Annotated in this window: 31 protein-coding genes; 30 read left to right on the top strand and 1 reads right to left on the bottom strand. The window is 61.0% G+C overall.

The genetic code is table 11. The features are described from left to right. The 21 genes from F3H35_RS10685 to rpmD form a co-directional block, all read left to right on the top strand. A partial coding sequence (locus F3H35_RS10685; protein ID WP_149779575.1) for an EF-Tu C-terminal domain-related protein occupies nt 1-93 on the top strand: 93 nt, incomplete at its 5' end. A 103-nt stretch (nt 94-196) separates the two neighbouring features. Beyond that, nucleotides 197-505: a 30S ribosomal protein S10 gene (gene rpsJ, locus F3H35_RS10680; protein WP_007817142.1), complete on the top strand. Its 309-nt coding sequence runs from the start codon at nt 197-199 to the stop codon at nt 503-505. 13 nt (nt 506-518) lie between these two features. Continuing rightward, nucleotides 519-1,349: a 50S ribosomal protein L3 gene (gene rplC, locus F3H35_RS10675; protein WP_149779574.1), complete on the top strand. Its 831-nt coding sequence runs from the start codon at nt 519-521 to the stop codon at nt 1,347-1,349. Then, nucleotides 1,346-1,963, top strand: coding sequence for a 50S ribosomal protein L4 (gene rplD, locus F3H35_RS10670; RefSeq protein WP_149779573.1), 618 nt, complete (start codon nt 1,346-1,348; stop codon nt 1,961-1,963). The genes rplC and rplD overlap by 4 nt, the downstream gene beginning before the upstream one ends. Then, a complete protein-coding gene (locus tag F3H35_RS10665; protein WP_007817148.1) occupies nt 1,960-2,256 on the top strand; it encodes a 50S ribosomal protein L23 in 297 nt (98 codons plus the stop codon). The genes rplD and F3H35_RS10665 overlap by 4 nt, the downstream gene beginning before the upstream one ends. 160 nt (nt 2,257-2,416) lie before the next feature. Then, entirely contained in the window at nt 2,417-3,259 is an 843-nt protein-coding gene (gene rplB / locus F3H35_RS10660) for a 50S ribosomal protein L2 (protein ID WP_149779572.1), read from the top strand. Nucleotides 3,260-3,262: 3 nt separating this feature from the next. Further along, nucleotides 3,263-3,541 carry a 30S ribosomal protein S19 gene (rpsS, locus tag F3H35_RS10655; protein WP_007817152.1) on the top strand — a complete coding sequence of 93 codons (279 nt, stop codon included), beginning with the start codon at nt 3,263-3,265 and terminating at the stop codon, nt 3,539-3,541. A 3-nt stretch (nt 3,542-3,544) separates the two neighbouring features. Then, nucleotides 3,545-3,925, top strand: a complete 381-nt coding sequence (gene rplV, locus F3H35_RS10650; protein ID WP_149779571.1) for a 50S ribosomal protein L22 — start codon at nt 3,545-3,547, stop codon at nt 3,923-3,925. Beyond that, the gene (gene rpsC / locus F3H35_RS10645; protein WP_149779570.1) at nt 3,925-4,632 is read left to right on the top strand and encodes a 30S ribosomal protein S3; all 708 of its coding nucleotides are present in this window, start codon (nt 3,925-3,927) and stop codon (nt 4,630-4,632) included. Before rplV ends, rpsC begins: the two co-directional genes overlap by 1 nt. A gap of 13 nt (nt 4,633-4,645) precedes the next feature. Beyond that, on the top strand, nt 4,646-5,059 hold the full coding sequence (rplP, locus tag F3H35_RS10640) for a 50S ribosomal protein L16 (protein WP_007817156.1): 414 nt from the start codon (nt 4,646-4,648) through the stop codon (nt 5,057-5,059). Nucleotides 5,060-5,351: 292 nt separating this feature from the next. Next, nucleotides 5,352-5,558: a 50S ribosomal protein L29 gene (gene rpmC, locus F3H35_RS10635; protein WP_007817157.1), complete on the top strand. Its 207-nt coding sequence runs from the start codon at nt 5,352-5,354 to the stop codon at nt 5,556-5,558. A gap of 15 nt (nt 5,559-5,573) precedes the next feature. Next, entirely contained in the window at nt 5,574-5,804 is a 231-nt protein-coding gene (gene rpsQ, locus F3H35_RS10630; RefSeq protein ID WP_149779569.1) for a 30S ribosomal protein S17, read from the top strand. Nucleotides 5,805-5,867: 63 nt separating this feature from the next. Next, on the top strand, nt 5,868-6,236 hold the full coding sequence (rplN, locus tag F3H35_RS10625) for a 50S ribosomal protein L14 (RefSeq protein ID WP_007817159.1): 369 nt from the start codon (nt 5,868-5,870) through the stop codon (nt 6,234-6,236). A gap of 1 nt (nt 6,237) precedes the next feature. Then, nucleotides 6,238-6,549, top strand: a complete 312-nt coding sequence (gene rplX / locus F3H35_RS10620) for a 50S ribosomal protein L24 (RefSeq protein ID WP_149779568.1) — start codon at nt 6,238-6,240, stop codon at nt 6,547-6,549. Beyond that, a complete protein-coding gene (gene rplE, locus F3H35_RS10615; protein WP_149779567.1) occupies nt 6,542-7,105 on the top strand; it encodes a 50S ribosomal protein L5 in 564 nt (187 codons plus the stop codon). Before rplX ends, rplE begins: the two co-directional genes overlap by 8 nt. A gap of 18 nt (nt 7,106-7,123) precedes the next feature. Continuing rightward, nucleotides 7,124-7,429, top strand: a complete 306-nt coding sequence (rpsN, locus tag F3H35_RS10610) for a 30S ribosomal protein S14 (RefSeq protein WP_037296131.1) — start codon at nt 7,124-7,126, stop codon at nt 7,427-7,429. A 12-nt stretch (nt 7,430-7,441) separates the two neighbouring features. Next, on the top strand, nt 7,442-7,834 hold the full coding sequence (gene rpsH / locus F3H35_RS10605; RefSeq protein WP_149779566.1) for a 30S ribosomal protein S8: 393 nt from the start codon (nt 7,442-7,444) through the stop codon (nt 7,832-7,834). A gap of 11 nt (nt 7,835-7,845) precedes the next feature. Then, complete coding sequence (gene rplF, locus F3H35_RS10600; RefSeq protein WP_007817165.1) at nt 7,846-8,379, top strand: 50S ribosomal protein L6; 534 nt, start codon at nt 7,846-7,848, stop codon at nt 8,377-8,379. An 11-nt stretch (nt 8,380-8,390) separates the two neighbouring features. Further along, nucleotides 8,391-8,750 (top strand): 50S ribosomal protein L18, encoded by a 360-nt coding sequence (gene rplR / locus F3H35_RS10595; protein WP_149779565.1) that lies wholly within the window; start codon nt 8,391-8,393, stop codon nt 8,748-8,750. Between the two features lie 119 nt (nt 8,751-8,869). Continuing rightward, nucleotides 8,870-9,433, top strand: coding sequence for a 30S ribosomal protein S5 (gene rpsE / locus F3H35_RS10590; RefSeq protein ID WP_149779564.1), 564 nt, complete (start codon nt 8,870-8,872; stop codon nt 9,431-9,433). Between the two features lie 12 nt (nt 9,434-9,445). Then, on the top strand, nt 9,446-9,634 hold the full coding sequence (gene rpmD, locus F3H35_RS10585) for a 50S ribosomal protein L30 (RefSeq protein WP_007817172.1): 189 nt from the start codon (nt 9,446-9,448) through the stop codon (nt 9,632-9,634). Nucleotides 9,635-9,775: 141 nt separating this feature from the next. Here the strand turns inward: rpmD and F3H35_RS10580 are convergent, their stop codons facing one another. Then, on the bottom strand, nt 9,776-10,528 hold the full coding sequence (locus F3H35_RS10580; protein ID WP_223228379.1) for a vWA domain-containing protein: 753 nt from the start codon (nt 10,526-10,528) through the stop codon (nt 9,776-9,778). A gap of 201 nt (nt 10,529-10,729) precedes the next feature. On the opposite strand from F3H35_RS10580, the gene rplO reads away from it, so the two are divergent. The 9 genes from rplO (at nt 10,730) to F3H35_RS10535 (ending at nt 18,832) form a co-directional block, all read left to right on the top strand. Continuing rightward, nucleotides 10,730-11,203, top strand: a complete 474-nt coding sequence (gene rplO, locus F3H35_RS10575; RefSeq protein WP_149779563.1) for a 50S ribosomal protein L15 — start codon at nt 10,730-10,732, stop codon at nt 11,201-11,203. Nucleotides 11,204-11,313: 110 nt separating this feature from the next. Further along, nucleotides 11,314-12,684, top strand: coding sequence for a preprotein translocase subunit SecY (gene secY / locus F3H35_RS10570; RefSeq protein WP_149779562.1), 1,371 nt, complete (start codon nt 11,314-11,316; stop codon nt 12,682-12,684). After that, nucleotides 12,681-13,325, top strand: coding sequence for an adenylate kinase (locus F3H35_RS10565; RefSeq protein ID WP_149779561.1), 645 nt, complete (start codon nt 12,681-12,683; stop codon nt 13,323-13,325). The genes secY and F3H35_RS10565 overlap by 4 nt, the downstream gene beginning before the upstream one ends. 193 nt (nt 13,326-13,518) lie before the next feature. After that, nucleotides 13,519-13,887: a 30S ribosomal protein S13 gene (gene rpsM / locus F3H35_RS10560; RefSeq protein ID WP_007817182.1), complete on the top strand. Its 369-nt coding sequence runs from the start codon at nt 13,519-13,521 to the stop codon at nt 13,885-13,887. Nucleotides 13,888-13,902: 15 nt separating this feature from the next. Further along, nucleotides 13,903-14,292, top strand: coding sequence for a 30S ribosomal protein S11 (gene rpsK / locus F3H35_RS10555; protein WP_007817184.1), 390 nt, complete (start codon nt 13,903-13,905; stop codon nt 14,290-14,292). A gap of 111 nt (nt 14,293-14,403) precedes the next feature. Beyond that, the gene (locus F3H35_RS10550) at nt 14,404-15,420 is read left to right on the top strand and encodes a DNA-directed RNA polymerase subunit alpha (RefSeq protein WP_007817187.1); all 1,017 of its coding nucleotides are present in this window, start codon (nt 14,404-14,406) and stop codon (nt 15,418-15,420) included. A 130-nt stretch (nt 15,421-15,550) separates the two neighbouring features. After that, complete coding sequence (rplQ, locus tag F3H35_RS10545; RefSeq protein ID WP_007817189.1) at nt 15,551-15,976, top strand: 50S ribosomal protein L17; 426 nt, start codon at nt 15,551-15,553, stop codon at nt 15,974-15,976. Between the two features lie 156 nt (nt 15,977-16,132). Continuing rightward, entirely contained in the window at nt 16,133-17,515 is a 1,383-nt protein-coding gene (locus F3H35_RS10540) for a trypsin-like peptidase domain-containing protein (RefSeq protein WP_149779560.1), read from the top strand. 3 nt (nt 17,516-17,518) lie between these two features. Then, entirely contained in the window at nt 17,519-18,832 is a 1,314-nt protein-coding gene (locus F3H35_RS10535) for a replication-associated recombination protein A (RefSeq protein WP_149779559.1), read from the top strand. Nucleotides 18,833-19,003 lie beyond the last annotated feature (171 nt).

Raw genomic sequence — 19,003 nt, 5'->3', positions numbered from 1 at the left:
GCACCGATCGCCATGGAAGACGGCCTGCGCTTCGCGATCCGCGAAGGTGGCCGCACCGTCGGCGCCGGCGTCGTGTCCAAAATCCTCGAGTGATCCTGAAGGCCCCGGGCTCCGGTCCGGGGCAAGGGTTCGAAGAGGGGGGCCGGATGATCCGGCCTTCCTCCTATCAACTCCAACGCCGTGAAAGGCCAGACTGATGCAAAGTCAAAATATTCGCATTCGGCTCAAGGCATTCGATTACCGTGTTCTGGACGCCAGCACACAGGAAATCGTGAATACCGCCAAGCGTACGGGTGCAGAGGTGCGCGGGCCGATCCCGCTGCCCAACAAGATCGAAAAGTTCACCGTCCTTCGCGGACCGCATGTGAACAAGAAGTCGCGCGATCAGTTCGAGATCCGGACGCACAAGCGTCTGCTCGACATCGTGGATCCGACTCCGCAGACCGTGGACGCGCTGATGAAGCTCGACCTGGCCGCCGGCGTCGACGTTCAGATTTCGGTTTAAGGAGGGCAAGGTGATGTTGCGCTCTGGTGTCATCGCAAAGAAAGTCGGCATGACCCGGCTTTTCATGGAAGACGGCCGGCAGGTTCCGGTGACCGTTCTTCAACTCGACAAGCTGCAGGTCGTTGCCCAACGCACGCCCGAGAAGGATGGCTACACGGCTGTTCAGCTGGGTGCAGGCTCGATCAAGGCCAAGCGGGTGTCGCAGCCCATGCGCGGCCATTTCGCGTCCGCCAAGGTCGAACCCAAGCGGAAAATTGCGGAATTCCGCGTCGCGCCCGAGAACATGATCAATGTCGGTGAAGAGATCACCGCGGATCATTATTTCGCGGGTCAGTATGTGGATGTCTGCGGCACATCGATCGGTAAGGGCTTCGCGGGGGCCATGAAACGGCACAACTTCAAGGGTCTGGAAATGACCCATGGTGTGTCGATCAGCCACCGCTCGCACGGCTCGACCGGCCAGTGTCAGGATCCGGGCAAGGTGTTCAAGGGCAAGAAAATGGCCGGCCATATGGGTGCCGTCCGTGTCACGACCCAGAACCTTCAGGTCGTCAAGACCGACGCCGACCGTGGCCTGATCATGGTCAAGGGCGCTGTTCCCGGCTCGAAGGGTGGTTGGGTCACGATCAAGGATGCGGTCAAGAAGCCGTTCCCTGAAAACGCGATCTTGCCCGCCGCGCTGAGATCGGCCGCTGACGAAGCCGCGAAGGCTGCCGAGGAAGCCGCCGCACAGGCCGCCGCCGAGGAAGCCGCCGCAGCTGAAGCGGCAGCCGCCGAACAGGCAGCTGAAGAAGCCGCCGCCGAAGCCGAGGCCGAGGCCGATAAGAAGGAAGGCGAAGAATGAAACTCGACGTGATCAAACTGGACGGTGGCAAGGCCGGCTCGGTCGATCTGGGCGAAGACATCTTCGGCCTGGATCCGCGCGCCGATATCCTGCATCGCGTGGTCCGCTGGCAGCGCAACAAGGCGCAGCAGGGGACACACAAGGTCAAGACCCGGTCGGAAACCAGCTATTCCACCAAGAAGATCTATCGCCAGAAGGGCACCGGCGGCGCACGCCACGGTGACCGGAACGCGCCGATCTTCCGCAAGGGTGGCGTCTACAAGGGGCCGACACCGCGCAGCCATGCGCATGATCTGCCCAAGAAGGTCCGCATGCTGGGTCTCAAGCACGCCCTGAGCGCCAAGGCGAAAGCCGGCGAACTGGTCGTTCTGGATGCCGCGACATCGGATGGCAAAACCGGCGCTCTGGCCAAGCAGATCAAGGATCTGGGCTGGAAGCGTGTGCTGATCATCGACGGCGCCGAAGTGAACGCGGATTTCGCGCGCGCTGCGGCCAATATCGAAGGTGTCGATGTGCTGCCGTCGATGGGTGCAAATGTCTATGATATCCTCAAGCGTGACACCCTGGTGATCACGAAGGCGGGTGTCGAAGCACTGGAGGCTCGTCTGAAATGAGCGCGAAACCCGAACATTACGATGTGATCCGCAAGCCGGTGATCACCGAGAAGGCCACGATGGCGTCCGAAAACGGCGCGGTTGTCTTCGAGGTTCATATGGACGCCAACAAGCCGCAGATCAAGGAAGCCGTTGAGGCTCTCTTTGGTGTGAAGGTCAAGGCGGTCAACACCACAATCACCAAGGGCAAGCAGAAACGTTTCCGTGGCCGTCTGGGCCGCCGGAACGATGTCAAGAAAGCTTATGTAACCCTCGCCGAGGGAAACACTATCGACGTGACCACAGGTCTCTGATAGGAAGCCGCGACTCGCGTGGCCCCGGGCAGTTCCCGGGGCCACGGTTTTTGAACCGGGGACCTTCGGGGCCCTATAATACTGGCCACCTTCGGGGGGCTTAACCATAGGCGGATTTGCCTCAACGGGCGCCGCCGTTAGCAAACGGAAGACAGAAAGCATGGCACTCAAGTCGTATAAGCCGACGACGCCGGGCCAGCGCGGGCTGGTGCTGATCGACCGTTCGGAGCTGTGGAAAGGACGTCCTGTCAAGTCCCTCACCGAGGGTCTGACCAAGTCGGGCGGCCGTAACAACACCGGACGGATTACCTCGCGTCGTCGCGGGGGTGGGGCGAAACGCCTCTATCGCGTCGTTGATTTCAAGCGCAACAAATTCGATATGGCGGCCACCGTCGAGCGGATCGAGTATGACCCGAACCGGACGGCCTTCATCGCGCTGGTCAAGTATGAAGATGGCGAACAGTCTTACGTTCTTGCGCCGCAGCGTCTGGCTGTGGGGGACAAGATCGTGGCGGGCGCCAAGGTCGACATCAAGCCGGGTAACTGTATGCCGTTCTCGGGCATGCCGATCGGCACGATCGTCCACAATATCGAGCTGAAGCCCGGCAAGGGTGGCCAGATCGCACGCGCTGCGGGCACCTATGCCCAGTTCGTCGGTCGTGATGGCGGCTACGCTCAGATCCGTCTGAGCTCGGGCGAGCTGCGCATGGTCCGTCAGGAGTGCAAGGCCACCGTCGGTGCCGTGTCGAACCCCGACAACTCCAACCAGAACTTCGGCAAGGCCGGGCGCATGCGCCACTACGGCAAGCGGCCGTCTGTTCGCGGTGTCGTGATGAACCCGATCGATCACCCGCATGGTGGTGGTGAGGGCCGGACCTCGGGTGGTCGTCACCCGGTCACGCCCTGGGGCAAGCCCACCAAGGGCGCGCGCACCCGCAACACCAACAAGGCGTCGCAGAAGCTTATCCTGCGCTCGCGTCACGCCAAGAAGAAGGGCCGCTAAGACATGGCACGTTCTGTATGGAAGGGCCCGTTCGTCGATGCTTACGTCCTGAAAAAGGCCGAGGCAACGCGCGAAAGCGGGCGTAATGAAGTCATCAAGATCTGGTCGCGCCGTTCGACGATCCTGCCCCAGTTCGTGGGTCTGACATTCGGCGTCTATAACGGGCACAAGCATGTTCCCGTCAACGTAACCGAAGACATGATCGGTCAGAAATTCGGTGAATATTCGCCGACCCGTACCTATTACGGGCACGCTGCCGACAAAAAAGCGAAGCGGAAGTAAGTCATGGGCAAGGAAAAGAACCCCCGCCGCGTGGCAGACAACGAAGCGATGGCAAAACTGCGCATGCTTCGCACCAGCCCGCAGAAACTCAACCTCGTGGCCGCGATGATCCGTGGCAAGAAGGTGGACAAGGCGCTCAACGATCTGACCTTTTCGAAAAAGCGGATCGCCGAAGATGTGCGCAAATGCCTTCAGTCCGCGATCGCCAATGCCGAGAACAACCACAACCTCGATGTGGACGAGCTGATCGTCGCCGAGGCTTATGTGGGCAAGAACCTGGTCATGAAGCGGGGCCGCCCCCGTGCACGTGGCCGGTTCGGCGCGCTGCGCAAGCCGTTCTCGGAACTGACGATCAAAGTGCGTCAAATTGAGGAGCAAGCCTAATGGGTAACAAAGTCAATCCGATTGGCATGCGCCTTCAGGTGAACCGCACCTGGGACAGCCGCTGGTATGCCGACACCAAGGATTACGGGAATCTTCTGCTGGAAGACCTCAAGATCCGCGACTTCATCGAGAAAGAGTGCAAGCAGGCCGGCATCAGCCGTTTGATCATCGAGCGTCCGCACAAGAAGTGCCGCGTCACGATCCACACAGCACGTCCCGGTGTCATCATCGGCAAGAAAGGGGCGGATATCGAAGGTCTCCGCAAGAAGCTTGCCCGGATGACCGACAGCGAGCTGCACCTCAACATCGTCGAGGTCCGCAAGCCCGAGTTGGACGCCGCACTGGTCGCCGAGTCGATCGCGCAGCAGCTTGAGCGCCGCGTGTCGTTCCGCCGCGCGATGAAGCGTTCGGTTCAGAATGCGATGCGCATGGGCGCCCTTGGTATCCGGGTGAACGTCTCGGGTCGTCTCGGCGGTGCCGAAATCGCCCGTACCGAATGGTATCGCGAGGGCCGCGTGCCCCTGCATACCCTGCGGGCCGATATCGACTATGCCCACAAGGAGGCCGTGACGCCCTATGGCATCATCGGCGTCAAGGTATGGATCTTCAAGGGTGAGATCATGGAGCACGATCCCAGTGCACGTGACCGCAAAGCCCAGGAACTCCAGGATGGTCCCGCGCCTCGTGGCGCCGGCGGCCGTCGCTGAGGAGGAATGACAGATGCTTCAACCAAAGCGCACTAAATTCCGCAAGCAGCACAAGGGCCGGATCCACGGCGTCGCCAAGGGCGGGTCGGATCTCAACTTCGGCACCTTCGGTCTGAAAGCGGCCCAGCCGGAGCGCGTCACCGCGCGCCAGATCGAGGCAGCACGTCGTGCCATGACGCGTCATATGAAGCGTCAGGGCCGTGTCTGGATCCGTATCTTCCCCGATACGCCCGTCACCTCGAAACCTACCGAGGTTCGGATGGGTAAAGGTAAAGGTTCGGTCGATTTCTGGGCCTGCCGCGTCAAACCGGGCCGGATCATGTTCGAGATCGACGGTGTCAGCGAAACCATCGCCAAAGAGGCCCTGCGCCTTGCCGCGATGAAGCTGCCGATCAAGACCCGGATCGTGGTCCGCGAGGACTGGTAAGGGCAGGGGGGTTACCCCGTCCGACAGATCCGACAGAAAAGATGGCCCCTGCCGCGGATGTGGCAGGGGGTTTTTGGTCCGGGATGCCGCATTTGCGTGGGGCAAAAGGCGATATGGGGCAAGAAAAACAAGACTCCCCCTTGCCCTGATATCCCGCGTCCCGTATAGAGCCGCAATCCATGACGCCCCGCAGGACGGGGATTCGTGTATTTGCAATTTATCCACCAGGTCTCGGGTTACCCTGAACCAACCGTCAGGGGCTTACTGGTGTATTGAGGAAGGAACCGGCGACATGAACGCCAGCGAATTGAGAGACAAGACCCCCGATCAGCTGCGCGAGCAGTTGAACGAGCTGAAGAAAGAGCAGTTCAACCTGCGCTTTCAAGCGGCCACCGGGCAACTTGAGAATCCGTCCAGGATGAAAATCGCCCGCCGCAATGCGGCACGTGTGCTGACAATCCTGAACGAAAAGGCCGCGAATGCGGCCAACGCAGAATAAGGGAGGCCTTGAGTTATGCCCAAACGTATCCTTCAAGGCACCGTGACCAGCGACGCCAACCAACAGACCGTCACCGTCTCGGTCGAGCGCCGCTTTACGCATCCCGTTCTGAAGAAAACCATCCGCAAGTCCAAGAAATACCGGGCTCACGATGAAAACAACGCATTCAAGGTCGGCGACACCGTCCGGATCATCGAATGCGCGCCGAAGTCGAAAACGAAACGCTGGGAGGTTATCGCAAACTAAGCGGTAACCTGACAGTTTGATCGAAACCCTGGGGTCGTTACCCCAAAGGTCGGGAGAAACCATATGATCCAGATGCAGACCAATCTGGATGTTGCTGACAATTCCGGTGCTCGCCGGGTTCAGTGCATCAAGGTTCTGGGTGGTTCCAAGCGCAGATATGCGTCGGTGGGCGACATCATTGTCGTCTCCGTCAAGGAAGCCATCCCGCGCGGTCGCGTGAAGAAGGGTGACGTCCGCAAGGCCGTCGTCGTGCGCACCGCCAAGGAAGTCCGCCGCGAAGATGGCACCGCCATCCGCTTTGACCGCAACGCGGCCGTTATCCTCAACAACAACAATGAACCGGTCGGAACCCGTATTTTCGGGCCGGTCGTGCGCGAGCTGCGCGCCAAGAAGTTCATGAAAATCATCTCGCTCGCCCCGGAGGTGCTGTAAGATGGCTGCAAAACTGAAAAAGGGCGACAAGGTGATCGTTCTTGCCGGTAAAGACAAAGGCAAGGAAGGCACGATCCTGTCCGTGAACCCCAAGGCCGGCAAGGCCGTGGTTGACGGCGTCAATGTCGCGATCCGCCATACCAAGCAAAGCCAGACCAGCCAGGGGGGCCGCATTCCTACTGCGCTGCCCATCGACCTGAGCAACCTGGCCTACCTCGACAAGAACGGCAAACCGACCCGCGTTGGCTTCAAGACCGAAGGCGACAAGAAAGTCCGTTTTGCCAAGACCACGGGGGACGTGATCGATGCTTGATAGCGCAAAATACACCCCGCGCCTGCGTGTGCAGTATCGCGACGTCATCCGGCCCGCTCTGAAAGAAGAGTTCGGCTACACCAATGACATGCAGATCCCGCGTCTGGACAAGATCGTCCTGAACATCGGCTGCGGTGCCGAGGCTGTCCGTGATTCCAAGAAAGCCAAATCGGCTCAGGAAGATCTGACCATGATCGCAGGCCAGCGTGCCGTGATCACCAAGGCAAAGAACTCCATCGCCGGCTTCCGCGTTCGCGAAGGCATGCCGATGGGCGCGAAGGTAACGCTGCGCGGCGACCGCATGTATGATTTCCTGGATCGTCTGGTCACGATCGCCATGCCCCGCATCCGCGACTTCCGCGGTATTTCGGGCAAGTCCTTCGATGGTCGCGGCAACTATGCCATGGGCATCAAGGAGCACATCGTGTTCCCCGAGATCGAGTATGACAAGGTCGACGAGGTTTGGGGCCTGGACATCATCATTGGCACCACGGCGGCCACCGACGCTGAAGCAAAGGCGCTGTTGAAAGCTTTCAACATGCCCTTCAACAGCTGATCGCGGGAGAAAAGAGATATGGCTAAAAAAGCAATGATCGAGCGCGAGAAGAAGCGTCAGCGTCTGGTGCAGAAATATGCCACCAAACGTGCTGCTCTCAAAGAGATCATCAGTGACGAAAGCAAGCCGATGGAAGAGCGTTTCCGCGCTTCCCTGAAGCTGGCGGAACTGCCCCGCAACAGCTCGGCGACACGGTTGCACAACCGTTGCCAGCTGACCGGTCGTCCGCATGCTTATTATCGCAAACTCAAAGTGTCGCGGATCGCCCTGCGCGAGCTTGGCTCGAATGGCCAAGCCCCCGGCATGGTGAAATCGAGCTGGTAAGGAGGACGGAAAATGAACGATCCTATCGGCGATATGCTTACCCGCATCCGCAACGCAGGTATGCGCGGCAAGTCCACCGTCTCGTGCCCGGCCTCGAAGCTGCGGTGCTGGGTTCTGGATGTGCTGGCTGACGAAGGTTATATCCGCGGCTATGAAAAGACGACCGGTGCAAACGGTCATCCGGCCCTGGAAATCAGCCTGAAATACTTCGAAGGCGCCCCCGCCATTCGCGAAATGAAGCGGGTCTCCAAGCCCGGCCGTCGCGTCTATATGGGCGTCAAGGACATTCCGTCGGTCCGTCAGGGCCTTGGCGTGTCGATTGTCTCCACCCCCAAGGGTGTGATGTCGGATGCCGCTGCGCGCGCCGCCAATGTTGGTGGCGAGGTGCTCTGCACCGTATTCTAAGGAGGTCGGACATGTCTCGTATCGGAAAACAACCCGTGGCTCTGCCCGATGGCGTCACCGCCTCCATTTCGGGTCAGACACTGGAAATCAAAGGCCCGAAGGACAGCAAGTCCTTCACCGCGACCGACGATGTCACCATCGCGATCGAGGATGGGCAGGTCACCGTCACGCCGCGCGGCAAGTCCAAGCGGGCGCGCCAGCAATGGGGCATGACGCGCACCGTCATCGCCAACATGGTGCATGGTGCCAAGGAGACCTTCAAGAAAGAGCTCGAAATCAACGGTGTGGGCTACCGGGCGCAGATGCAGGGCAATACCCTGAAGCTGAACCTCGGCTATTCGCATGATGTGGATTTCGAAGTTCCGGAAGGTGTGACTGTCACGGCGACCAAGCCCACCGAACTGGTGGTCGAGGGCCATGACAAGCAGCTCGTCGGACAGGTTGCGGCCAATATCCGTGACTGGCGTCGGCCCGAGCCCTACAAGGGCAAAGGCATCCGCTACAAGGGCGAGTACATCTTCCAGAAGGAAGGCAAGAAGAAGTAAGGACGCGACAGATGGCAAACAGCAAGAGACAACTGTTCCAGAAACGCCGCCTGCGCGTTCGGAACAAACTTCGCAAGGTCAATGCAGGGCGCGTGCGCCTCAGCGTTCACCGCTCCAATAAGAACCTCAGCGTTCAGCTGATCGACGACGTGAACGGCGTAACGCTGGCCGCGGCATCGACGCTGGAAAAGGACCTCGGTTTCCTGGGCAAGAACACCCTCGAGGCGGCCGCCAAGATCGGCGCCACCATTGCCGAGCGTGCCAAGAAGGCCGGGATCACCGAAGCCCAGTTCGATCGTGGTGGGTTTTTGTATCATGGCCGTGTCAAAGCCGTGGCGGATGCCGCGCGTGAGGCTGGGCTGAAGATCTAAAGTGCAGAGGGCTGGCCCGCCGGCCCTCTCGATGATCCGGGTGTCGGCCATCGTGCAGGCACACCAGAGATCGGAACAGACTGAAGGTGCCGCAGGGTGCCGCATGGAAAGGATGCCACATGGCAAGAGAAGACAATCGCCGTGAGCGTCGCGACCGCGACGAAACTCCGGAATTCGCCGATCGTCTCGTCGCGATCAACCGCGTGTCGAAAACCGTCAAGGGCGGCAAGCGCTTCGGTTTTGCTGCGCTGGTGGTCGTGGGCGATCAAAAGGGCCGTGTCGGCTTCGGCAAGGGCAAGGCCAAAGAGGTGCCCGAGGCGATCCGCAAGGCAACCGAGCAGGCCAAGCGCCAGATGATCCGTGTGCCCCTGCGCGAAGGCCGCACCCTGCATCACGACGGCCATGGCCGCCACGGTGCCGGCAAGGTCGTGATGCGCACGGCTCCGCAAGGTACCGGTATCATCGCCGGTGGTCCGATGCGCGCCGTATTCGAGATGTTGGGCGTTCAGGACGTGGTGGCAAAGTCCATCGGGTCGCAAAACCCCTATAACATGATCCGCGCCACGCTGAACGCGCTTCAGTTCCAGGCCAGCCCCCGCATGGTGGCACAGCGCCGTGGCAAGAAGGTCGTCGATATCCTCAAGAAGGACGAGGCGCCCGTCAAGGAAGCCGCGGAAGCGTAAGGAGACAAGCACATGGCAAAGACCATCGTAGTCAAGCAGATCGGTTCGCCGATCCGTCGCCCGGAAAAGCAGCGCCAGACGCTGATCGGCCTGGGCCTCAATAAAATGCACAGAACCCGCGAGCTTGAAGACACCCCTGCCGTGCGCGGCATGGTTAACAAGATCCCGCATCTCGTGAAGATCATCGAAGAAAAAGGCTGAAGTTCCGCGGCATCACGCCTTGGCTTCATCAGGACTGAAAGCGCCCCGGTCGATCTTGGCCGGGGCGTTTGTCGTTTGCGCCGGAAAGGCTCTTTCAAGAGCCTTGAGCAAGCGGTTTCGAAACCGCTCTGGCGCCCGCGATCAACCTTCGCGTTTGCGGTTTTCCGGCGCTCGGCCCACGACCGTACATCCCAATACCGCCTCCAGCGCCTCGGTCAGTTCCTCCACGGTCTGCGTATCGACATAGAGACCCCCGGTGCGGTCCGACAGACACTTGGCCACGACCGCGCCGCCGTCATAGGTTTGCGCCTCGGGATTGTCCCAGGCGAAGGGATCGTATTGCACGCGAAAGCCGATTACGTGCACCGTAAGCCCTGCGGCTTGCGCTGCCAGCGCAGTGCCAAGTGCGCAGGGACGGCCCCCGCAGGTCTCGTTGCCATCGGTGACCAACACCACGATACCCGGTGTGGTTCGGTAATTCAGCGCTTCGGCCGCCGCCTGAACCGATGCGGCCAGAGGGGTCAACCCGCCCGGGCGCAAGGCGTCGACCGCCGCGATGATCGGGCCTGCCGCATCGTCGATCGGTCCAAATCGCAGATCGATGCCTGAACACGCATCGCTTCCGCCCGGCCCATAGGTCAAAAGACCCACACGGCGCACCATGGCGATCCGTGGCATGGCCTGGGCCAGCGCTGCGCGGGCTTCGTCGATCCGGGTGGGGGCGGTCGGATCGAAGCCGATCTCGGACATCGAGGCTGACCCGTCCAGCACGAGCATGGCGTCGCGCGCACATCCCGTGACCGCGCCCGCAGGCGACGTCAGGGCCAGTGACAGGGCCAGCCCACCTATGGCGCTAGACGCGATCCGGGGCAGGGGACAAGAAGGGTGTGTCATAACGTCCAGAAGACCCCGTGTGCGCCGCGAAATCAATCTCGATCTGGTCCTTGCCATGCGGCGTGGGCCTTGCAAGCCTGGCGCAACCCGTCTATACGCCCGCCGGTGGCCTGTTATCGGGGCACGACTCAACATATCACGACATGCCGTGGTTGGCCCCATCACGCTTCGGGGGTCACATCCGGCTTCAGGAGAAGCGACATGAAACTTCACGAACTGCGCGACAATCCGGGCGCGACGAAGACCAAGAAACGCGTTGGCCGCGGCCCCGGCTCGGGCAAGGGCAAGACCGCTGGCCGCGGTGTAAAGGGCCAGAAATCCCGTTCGGGTGTGGCGATCAAGGGGTTTGAAGGCGGGCAGATGCCCATCTACCAGCGCCTTCCCAAGCGCGGCTTCACCAAGCCGAACCGCAAGAAATACGCTGTCGTCAACCTCGGCCTGATCCAGAAATTCATCGACGCCAAGAAGATCGACGCCAAGAACCCGATCACCGAAGACGTGCTGGTCGAGTCGGGCCTCGTGCGCCGCAAACTCGATGGTGTGCGCATTCTGTCCAAGGGCGAGCTGACCACGAAACTGACGCTCGAAGTCACCGGTGCCTCCAAATCGGCGATCGACGCCGTGGAAAAAGCGGGCGGCTCTCTGACGGTCACAACCGCGCAGGCAGCAGAATAAGAGGTTGTGAGCGGTGACGTCGCCGCTTACATACCCTTAAGTTTTTCCGAAAACGCCGCCTGGGCCGGAAAACGGCTTCGGGCGGCGTTGTCACTTGAAAGAGACCGCGCATGGTATCTGCAGCAGAACAAATGGCCGCCAACACCAGTTGGTCCGCTTTCGGCAAGGCCACCGATCTCCGCAAACGGATCGTCTTTACGCTCGGGCTTCTGATTGTCTATCGCCTTGGGACGTATATTCCCGTTCCGGGCATCGACGGTGCCGAGTTGCGGAACTTCATGGAGGGCGCTGCCGCCAGTATCGGCGGCATGCTGTCGATGTTCACCGGCGGTGCGCTTGGCCGGATGGGCATCTTTGCCCTTGGGATCATGCCCTATATTTCCGCCTCGATCATCGTGCAGCTCTTGGCGGCCATGGTGCCGGCTCTCGAGCAGCTGAAGAAAGAAGGCGAACAGGGCCGCAAGAAAATCAACCAGTACACGCGCTATGGCACGGTGTTCCTGGCGACGCTGCAATCCTATGGGCTTGCCGTCAGTCTGCAATCGGGTGGTCTTGTCACCGATCCGGGTCTTTTCTTCATCGCAAGCTGCATGATCACGCTGGTCGGGGGGACGATGTTCCTCATGTGGCTCGGCGAGCAGATCACCGCACGCGGTGTGGGCAACGGGATTTCGCTCATCATCTTCGTGGGCATCATCGCCGAAGTGCCAGCGGCCTTGGCGCAGTTCTTGAGCCAGGGACGGTCGGGCGCCATCAGCCCTGCGGTCATCATCGGTGTGATCATCATGGTCATCGCCGTGATCGCCTTCGTGGTGTTCATGGAGCGCAGCCTTCGCAAGATCCACATCCAGTATCCGCGCCGACAGGTCGGCATGAAGGTCTATGACGGCGGCTCCAGCCATTTGCCGGTCAAGGTGAACCCTGCCGGTGTGATCCCCGCGATCTTCGCCTCGTCCCTGCTGCTGCTGCCAGCGACGATCAGCACCTTCTCGGGCAATCAGACCAGTCCGATCATGTCGACCATCATGGCCTATTTCGGCCCCGGTCAGCCGGCATATCTGCTGTTCTTCACGGTGATGATCGTATTCTTCACCTATTTCTACACGTACAACGTGTCGTTCAAACCCGATGATGTCGCCGATAACCTGAAGAACCAGAACGGGTTCGTTCCGGGTGTGCGTCCCGGCAAGAAGACGGCCGAGTATCTCGAATACGTGGTGTCGCGCATTCTGGTGCTCGGGTCGGCCTATCTTGCGGCGGTTTGTCTTCTGCCCGAGATTCTGCGCGGGCAGTTCGCCATTCCCTTCTATTTTGGCGGCACGTCGGTTCTCATTGTGGTGTCTGTCACCATGGATACGATCCAGCAGGTACAAAGCCATCTGCTCGCGCATCAGTATGAGGGCCTGATCGAAAAATCTCAGCTGGGCGGCAAGGGCAAAGGCAAAAAGCGCGCCCGCAGGAAAGGGACGACACGTAAATGAACATCATTCTTCTCGGACCGCCGGGCGCAGGCAAGGGCACCCAGGCACATCATCTCGTCGAAGAGCGCGACATGATCCAGCTCTCCACGGGCGACATGCTGCGCGAGGCCAAGGACAGCGGCACGGAGATGGGCCGCAAGGTGGCCGACGTCATGGCCCGCGGTGATCTCGTGACCGATGAGATCGTGATCGGCCTGATCCGCGAGAAACTGCAGGGTGACAAGAAGGGTGGATTCATCTTCGACGGCTTCCCCCGCACGCTGGCGCAGGCCGATGCTCTGGCCGGGCTTCTGAAGGAGCAGGGCGAGACATTGGATGCCGTGATCGAGATGCAGGTGGATGACACCGCACTCGTGCAGCGCATCACCGCCCGCTCGACATGCGCGGGCTGCGGCGAGGTCTACAACGACATCACCAAGCCGATCCCGGCAGATGGCACATGCCCCAAATGCGGCGGCACGGAATTCAAGCGCCGCGCCGATGACAACGAGGACAGCCTCAAGCAGCGCTTGATGGAATACTACAAGAAAACCTCGCCGCTGATCGGCTATTACTATGCCAATGGCCAGCTCGAATCCGTCAACGGATTGGGCGAGATCGACGAGGTGAAGGCCTCTATCGCCGCTGTGCTCGACAAATGAATGGCAGGGGGTTGACGCTCCCGGCATTTACTCCTAACCAGCAACATCCCGCGCGGATTTGATTCTGGCGCGGTAATGATCCGTCAAGGATCGATCACCTGAAATCAGCTGCGGCCCGGCTGGCAACATGCCCGGGCTGACGTTGTGAAAAAAGGTTCTGGAGCTACGGAACCGCAACGAAAGGACATGACACGTGGCACGTATCGCCGGCGTAAACATCCCGACCAGTAAACGGGTCCCGATCGCCCTCACCTACATCACCGGAATTGGCCATGCATCGGCCAAGGCCATCTGCGAAGCCGTTGGTATCGACCAGTCGCGCCGCGTCAACGAGCTGTCGGACGCCGAGCTTCTGGCCGTGCGCGAGCATCTCGACGAAAACTTCACCGTCGAAGGCGACCTGCGTCGTGAAGTCCAGATGAACATCAAGCGTCTGATGGATCTCGGCTGCTATCGCGGTCTGCGTCACCGCCGCAACCTGCCGGTTCGCGGTCAGCGGACGCATACCAATGCCCGCACCCGCAAGGGCCCGGCAAAAGCTATTGCCGGCAAGAAGAAGTAAGGGAGGGCAGAACCAATGGCACGTGATACCCGTCGTACCAAGAAAAAGGTTTCCAAGAACATCGCCACCGGCGTTGCTCATGTGAACTCTTCTTTCAACAATACCAAGATCCTCATCTCGGACGTGCAGGGCAATGCGATTGCATGGTCCTCGGCCGGCACCATGGGCTTCAAGGGCTCGCGCAAGTCGACGCCCTATGCCGCTCAGATGGCCGCCGAAGATGCGGGCCGCAAGGCGCAGGAACATGGCATGAAGACCCTCGAGGTCGAGGTTCAGGGTCCTGGCTCGGGCCGCGAGTCCGCGCTTCGTGCTCTGGCCGCCGTCGGTTTCAACATCACCTCGATCCGTGATGTGACCCCGATCGCCCATAACGGCTGCCGCCCTCCCAAGCGCCGCCGCGTCTAAGTCGATTTTCTAGGTGGGGCCGCGTGCGATGCACGGCCCCATTCCGTTATTTTGAACCTCGGGCGTCCCGGCCTTTTGGACATGGAGCAGGGACAGGAATGGAGGGAACGCATGATCCATAAGAACTGGGCAGAGCTGATCAAGCCGACACAACTTGACGTCAAGCCGGGCAATGACCCGATGCGCCAAGCCACCGTAATCGCCGAACCGCTGGAGCGTGGTTTTGGCCTGACACTGGGCAACGCGCTGCGCCGCGTGCTGTTGTCGTCGCTCCAAGGCGCTGCGATCACCAGCGTGCAGATCGACAACGTCCTGCATGAATTCAGCTCGGTCGCCGGTGTGCGTGAAGACGTCACCGATATCGTTCTGAATCTCAAGGGCGTGTCCTTGCGGATGGAAGTCGAAGGGCCCAAGCGCCTGTCGATTTCGGCCAAAGGACCTGCAATCGTCACGGCCGGTGATATCACCGACAGCGCGGGCATCGAGGTCCTGAACAAGGATCACGTGATCTGCCACCTCGACGATGGTGCCGATCTGTTCATGGAACTGACCGTCAACACCGGAAAAGGCTATGTCGCTGCGGACAAGAACAAGCCGGAAGACGCGCCCATCGGTCTGATCCCGATCGACGCGATCTATTCGCCGGTCAAGAAAGTCAGCTATGACGTCCAGCCCACCCGCGAAGGTCAGGTGCTTGACTATGACAAACTGACCCTGAAGCTGGAAACCGATGGCTCGATCACGCCTGACGATGCTGTGGCTTATGCCGCGCGTATCCTTCAGGATCAGCTGTCGATCTTCGTCAACTTCGAAGAACCCGAAGCGGCAGGCCGCGAGTCCGAGGATGAGGGGCTGGAATTCAACCCGCTCCTGCTCAAGAAAGTGGACGAGCTGGAATTGTCGGTGCGTTCGGCGAACTGCCTGAAGAACGACAACATCGTCTATATCGGCGATCTGATCCAGAAGACCGAAGCCGAAATGCTCCGTACACCCAACTTCGGCCGCAAGTCCTTGAACGAAATCAAGGAAGTGCTGTCGGGCATGGGCCTGCATCTCGGCATGGATGTCGAGGATTGGCCGCCGGACAATATCGAAGACCTGGCCAAGAAGTTCGAAGACCAGTTCTAAGTACTGTTCGAAATTCCCGGTCGGGGCGGTCTGCGCCCCGCCGGCAATACCCCGGGCATTCCGCCCCAAGGAGAGCCGGTGACACGCATCGCCGGTCAGACAAAGCAAAACACGATCTGGAGATTGAAACATGCGTCACGCACGAGGCTACCGCCGCCTGAACCGGACCCACGAACACCGCAAGGCTCTGTGGGCCAACATGGCCGGCTCGCTCATCGAACATGAGCAAATCAAGACAACCCTGCCCAAGGCGAAGGAACTTCGCCGCATCGTCGAAAAGCTGGTCACTCTTGGCAAGCGCGGCGATCTGCATGCCCGCCGTCAGGCCGCGGCACAGCTCAAGCAGGACAAGCACGTCGCCAAACTGTTCGAGGTTCTCGGCCCGCGCTACAAAGAGCGTCAGGGCGGGTATGTCCGCGTCCTCAAGGCCGGTTTCCGTTATGGCGACATGGCGCCTATGGCGATCATCGAATTCGTCGAGCGTGATCTCGATGCCAAGGGTGCGGCGGATCGCGCCCGTCTCGAAGCCGCAGAGGTTGCTGGCGACGAAGATTGATCACTCCGGCATGGCCCGGTGTCTTTTGGCCCCTGCCGGATCGGCGGGGGCCTTTTGCGTTCGGGCTGCCCTGTTTGGGCGATCATCGGGCAGGGCGGTTGCAAAGCGCGTCAGGTCTTCGCATATGGTGGAGGCGGAATTGATCGGAGGGGTGCTGTGATCCGCGCGCTTTTCATGATGCTGTGTGTTCTGTCCACGCCGGTTTTGGCCGACGGCGCCCGCGTGCCCGAAACCCGGGCCGAGATCGGGCTCAGCTTCACCCCCGTGGTCAAGCGTGCCGCCCCTGCGGTGGTCAATATCTATGCGCGCCGCATCGTGAATGTGCGCTCCAGCCCGTTCAGTGGCGATCCCTTCTTTCAGAACCTCTTTCGCGATTTCGGCGTGCCGCAACAGCGCGTCCAGAACTCACTGGGGTCCGGGGTGATCCTCAGCGAGGATGGCATCGTCGTTTCGAATTATCATGTGGTCGGAGAGGCAACGGATATCCGTGTGGTTCTCAATGACCGGCGCGAATATTCCGCGCGTGTGCTCTTGTCGGACGAGGAAAGCGATCTGGCCATTCTGCAGCTTGAAGATGCGCCGCCGATGCCCGCGCTCGAGCTTCGCGACAGCGATACCGTCGATGTCGGCGAACTTGTTCTGGCCATCGGCAACCCTTTCGGCGTGGGTCAGACCGTCAGCAGCGGAATCGTGTCGGGGCTGGCGCGGTCGGGCACCGCCACGGGCAATGCGCGCGGCTATTTCATCCAGACCGATGCACCGATCAATCCGGGCAATTCCGGCGGCGCGCTGGTCGATATCAATGGACGGCTCATCGGGGTGAATACCGCGATCCTCAGCCGCTCGGGTGGGTCGAATGGCATCGGCTTCGCCATCCCATCGGCGCTTGTCGCGCAATTCGTTACGCAGGCCCGTGCCGGGAACAGCAGGTTTCAGCGCCCCTGGGCGGGGCTTGCCGGTCAGCCGGTGACCGCCGACATGGTCGAGGGGCTGGGGCTTGAGCGTCCCGGCGGGCTGGTCATCTCGCAGGTGCATCCGCAAAGCGCCTTCGCTCGCGCCGGCATCGAGCCCGGCGATGTCATCACAACCGTCGATGGCTTGCCCGTCAATACGCCCGCCGAGATGCTGTTTCGCATGTCGGTCGCGGGTATCGGGGCCGCGTCGACCATCACCCATATCCGCGATGGTGCCGTGCGCGAGGTGACGCTGGACCTTATCGCGCCGCCGGATATGCCGCCGCGCGCGCAGCTTGTGACAGGCCAGCAAACCGCCATTCCCGGAATGACCCTGTCGACGGTCAACCCTGTGGTCCTGTCCGAGTACGACCTGCCGCTTGGCATGTCGGGCGTGGTGGTGGACGATCCCGGCCGCGTCGGGGCGCGGGCCGGTTTGCAGGCGGGTGACGTGCTGCGCGCGATTGACGGGATCGAGGTGAACGACAGCACCAGCGCGAACGATCTTCTGGCGCGAGCCTCGGGGATGCTGTCACTCGATGTGCAGCGCGGCGATCAGCGCGCCGTTCTGCGGTTCAGGCTCTAGCGGATGCAGGATCTGTTCGACAAGGACCCCGGCAAAGCGCCCGACACCGCGCCTCGCCCTTTGGCCGACAGGCTGCGCCCGCGCAAGCTGGCGGATGTGATCGGGCAGGCGCAGCTGCTTGGCCCCGAGGCACCGCTTGGCGCGATGCTGGAGGCTGGCAGCCTGTCGTCTTTGGTGTTCTGGGGGCCGCCGGGGGTAGGCAAGACCACGATCGCTCGGCTTTTGGCCGACGAGACCGATCTCCATTTCGTGCAGATCAGCGCGATCTTCAGTGGTGTGGCCGAGTTGAAGAAGGTGTTCGAGCAAGCGCGCCACGGCCGCGCGAACGGGCAGGGGACGCTGCTGTTCGTCGATGAGATCCACCGCTTCAACAAGGCCCAGCAAGACAGTTTCCTGCCCCATATGGAGGATGGGACGCTTCTGCTGGTGGGCGCGACCACCGAAAATCCCAGCTTCGAGTTGAACGCCGCCCTCCTCAGCCGGGCGCAGGTTCTGGTACTCGAACGGCTGTCGCTGGCCGATCTGGAGCTGTTGGCGCAACGCGCCGAGGCCGAGCTTGGCCGTCCCCTGCCTCTGGATGGTCCAGCCCGCGAGGCGCTGCTCGAGATGGCCGATGGCGACGGGCGCGCGCTTCTCAATCTGATCGAACAGGTGGCCGCCTGGAAGGTCGAGGGCAAGCTTGACACAGCCGCGCTGACCGGGCGGCTGATGCGGCGGGCCGCGAAATACGACAAGTCCGGTGATGAACATTACAACCTGATTTCGGCGCTGCACAAATCGGTGCGCGGGTCCGATCCGGATGCGGCGCTTTACTGGTATGCAAGGATGCTGACCGGGGGGGAGGATCCGCGCTATCTTGCGCGGCGGATCACCCGAATGGCGGTCGAGGATATCGGTCTGGCCGATCCGCAGGCGCAGACGGTCTGCCTTCATGCCTGGGAAATCTACGAACGCCTCGGCAGCCCCGAGGGCGAACTGGCGCTGGCTCAGGCGGTGACCTATCTGGCCTTGGCGCCGAAATCCAACGCCGGCTACGTCGCCTACAAGGCCGCCATGCGCGCGGCCAAGGCGACAGGAAGCGCGCCACCACCCCGGCATATTCTCAATGCGCCCACCAAGCTGATGAAGGATCAAGGCTATGGCGAGGGCTACGCCTATGACCATGATGCCGAGGATGGATTTTCCGGGCAGAACTACTTTCCCGAGGATATGAAACGCCCCGTCCTCTACAGCCCGGTCGAGCGCGGATTCGAGCGCGAATTGAAGAAAAGGCTGGATTATTTCGCGCGGCTGCGGTCGCGCAGGGACGAAAGCTGACCGGTCCCGGATCAGGGACCTGCGTATCCGCCTCCGGATGTGAACTTGTCGTATTTAGACAATATTTTGCAGGGCAACGCCGTGCGATTGGAGCCGCGTGACATCGTATTCTTACAATATATTGTTGATAAATGAAAAATCGCTTGCCGCATGGAAAGGGTGGATGTCCGT

This window comes from Roseovarius litoreus (assembly GCF_900142765.1).
Classification (GTDB): domain Bacteria; phylum Pseudomonadota; class Alphaproteobacteria; order Rhodobacterales; family Rhodobacteraceae; genus Roseovarius; species Roseovarius litoreus.
The sequence above is the reverse complement of the archived record's forward strand: the minus strand, read 5'-3'. Positions and strand labels throughout refer to the sequence as shown.

Coding starts and splice junctions, on each gene's coding strand:
- rplX (WP_149779568.1), top strand. CDS start 6,238: ATGGCTGCAAAACTGAAAAAGGGCGACAAGGTGATCGTTCTTGCCGGT.
- rpmD (WP_007817172.1), top strand. CDS start 9,446: ATGGCAAAGACCATCGTAGTCAAGCAGATCGGTTCGCCGATCCGTCGC.
- F3H35_RS10535 (WP_149779559.1), top strand. CDS start 17,519: ATGCAGGATCTGTTCGACAAGGACCCCGGCAAAGCGCCCGACACCGCG.
- rpsQ (WP_149779569.1), top strand. CDS start 5,574: ATGCCCAAACGTATCCTTCAAGGCACCGTGACCAGCGACGCCAACCAA.
- F3H35_RS10565 (WP_149779561.1), top strand. CDS start 12,681: ATGAACATCATTCTTCTCGGACCGCCGGGCGCAGGCAAGGGCACCCAG.
- rpsK (WP_007817184.1), top strand. CDS start 13,903: ATGGCACGTGATACCCGTCGTACCAAGAAAAAGGTTTCCAAGAACATC.
- rpsH (WP_149779566.1), top strand. CDS start 7,442: ATGAACGATCCTATCGGCGATATGCTTACCCGCATCCGCAACGCAGGT.
- rpmC (WP_007817157.1), top strand. CDS start 5,352: ATGAACGCCAGCGAATTGAGAGACAAGACCCCCGATCAGCTGCGCGAG.
- rplD (WP_149779573.1), top strand. CDS start 1,346: ATGAAACTCGACGTGATCAAACTGGACGGTGGCAAGGCCGGCTCGGTC.
- rplV (WP_149779571.1), top strand. CDS start 3,545: ATGGGCAAGGAAAAGAACCCCCGCCGCGTGGCAGACAACGAAGCGATG.
- F3H35_RS10550 (WP_007817187.1), top strand. CDS start 14,404: ATGATCCATAAGAACTGGGCAGAGCTGATCAAGCCGACACAACTTGAC.
- rpsJ (WP_007817142.1), top strand. CDS start 197: ATGCAAAGTCAAAATATTCGCATTCGGCTCAAGGCATTCGATTACCGT.
- F3H35_RS10580 (WP_223228379.1), bottom strand. CDS start 10,528: ATGACACACCCTTCTTGTCCCCTGCCCCGGATCGCGTCTAGCGCCATA.
- rpsE (WP_149779564.1), top strand. CDS start 8,870: ATGGCAAGAGAAGACAATCGCCGTGAGCGTCGCGACCGCGACGAAACT.
- rplC (WP_149779574.1), top strand. CDS start 519: ATGTTGCGCTCTGGTGTCATCGCAAAGAAAGTCGGCATGACCCGGCTT.
- secY (WP_149779562.1), top strand. CDS start 11,314: ATGGTATCTGCAGCAGAACAAATGGCCGCCAACACCAGTTGGTCCGCT.
- rplE (WP_149779567.1), top strand. CDS start 6,542: ATGCTTGATAGCGCAAAATACACCCCGCGCCTGCGTGTGCAGTATCGC.
- rplR (WP_149779565.1), top strand. CDS start 8,391: ATGGCAAACAGCAAGAGACAACTGTTCCAGAAACGCCGCCTGCGCGTT.
- rplB (WP_149779572.1), top strand. CDS start 2,417: ATGGCACTCAAGTCGTATAAGCCGACGACGCCGGGCCAGCGCGGGCTG.
- rpsS (WP_007817152.1), top strand. CDS start 3,263: ATGGCACGTTCTGTATGGAAGGGCCCGTTCGTCGATGCTTACGTCCTG.
- rpsC (WP_149779570.1), top strand. CDS start 3,925: ATGGGTAACAAAGTCAATCCGATTGGCATGCGCCTTCAGGTGAACCGC.
- rplQ (WP_007817189.1), top strand. CDS start 15,551: ATGCGTCACGCACGAGGCTACCGCCGCCTGAACCGGACCCACGAACAC.
- F3H35_RS10665 (WP_007817148.1), top strand. CDS start 1,960: ATGAGCGCGAAACCCGAACATTACGATGTGATCCGCAAGCCGGTGATC.
- rplF (WP_007817165.1), top strand. CDS start 7,846: ATGTCTCGTATCGGAAAACAACCCGTGGCTCTGCCCGATGGCGTCACC.
- rpsN (WP_037296131.1), top strand. CDS start 7,124: ATGGCTAAAAAAGCAATGATCGAGCGCGAGAAGAAGCGTCAGCGTCTG.
- rplP (WP_007817156.1), top strand. CDS start 4,646: ATGCTTCAACCAAAGCGCACTAAATTCCGCAAGCAGCACAAGGGCCGG.
- rplO (WP_149779563.1), top strand. CDS start 10,730: ATGAAACTTCACGAACTGCGCGACAATCCGGGCGCGACGAAGACCAAG.
- rplN (WP_007817159.1), top strand. CDS start 5,868: ATGATCCAGATGCAGACCAATCTGGATGTTGCTGACAATTCCGGTGCT.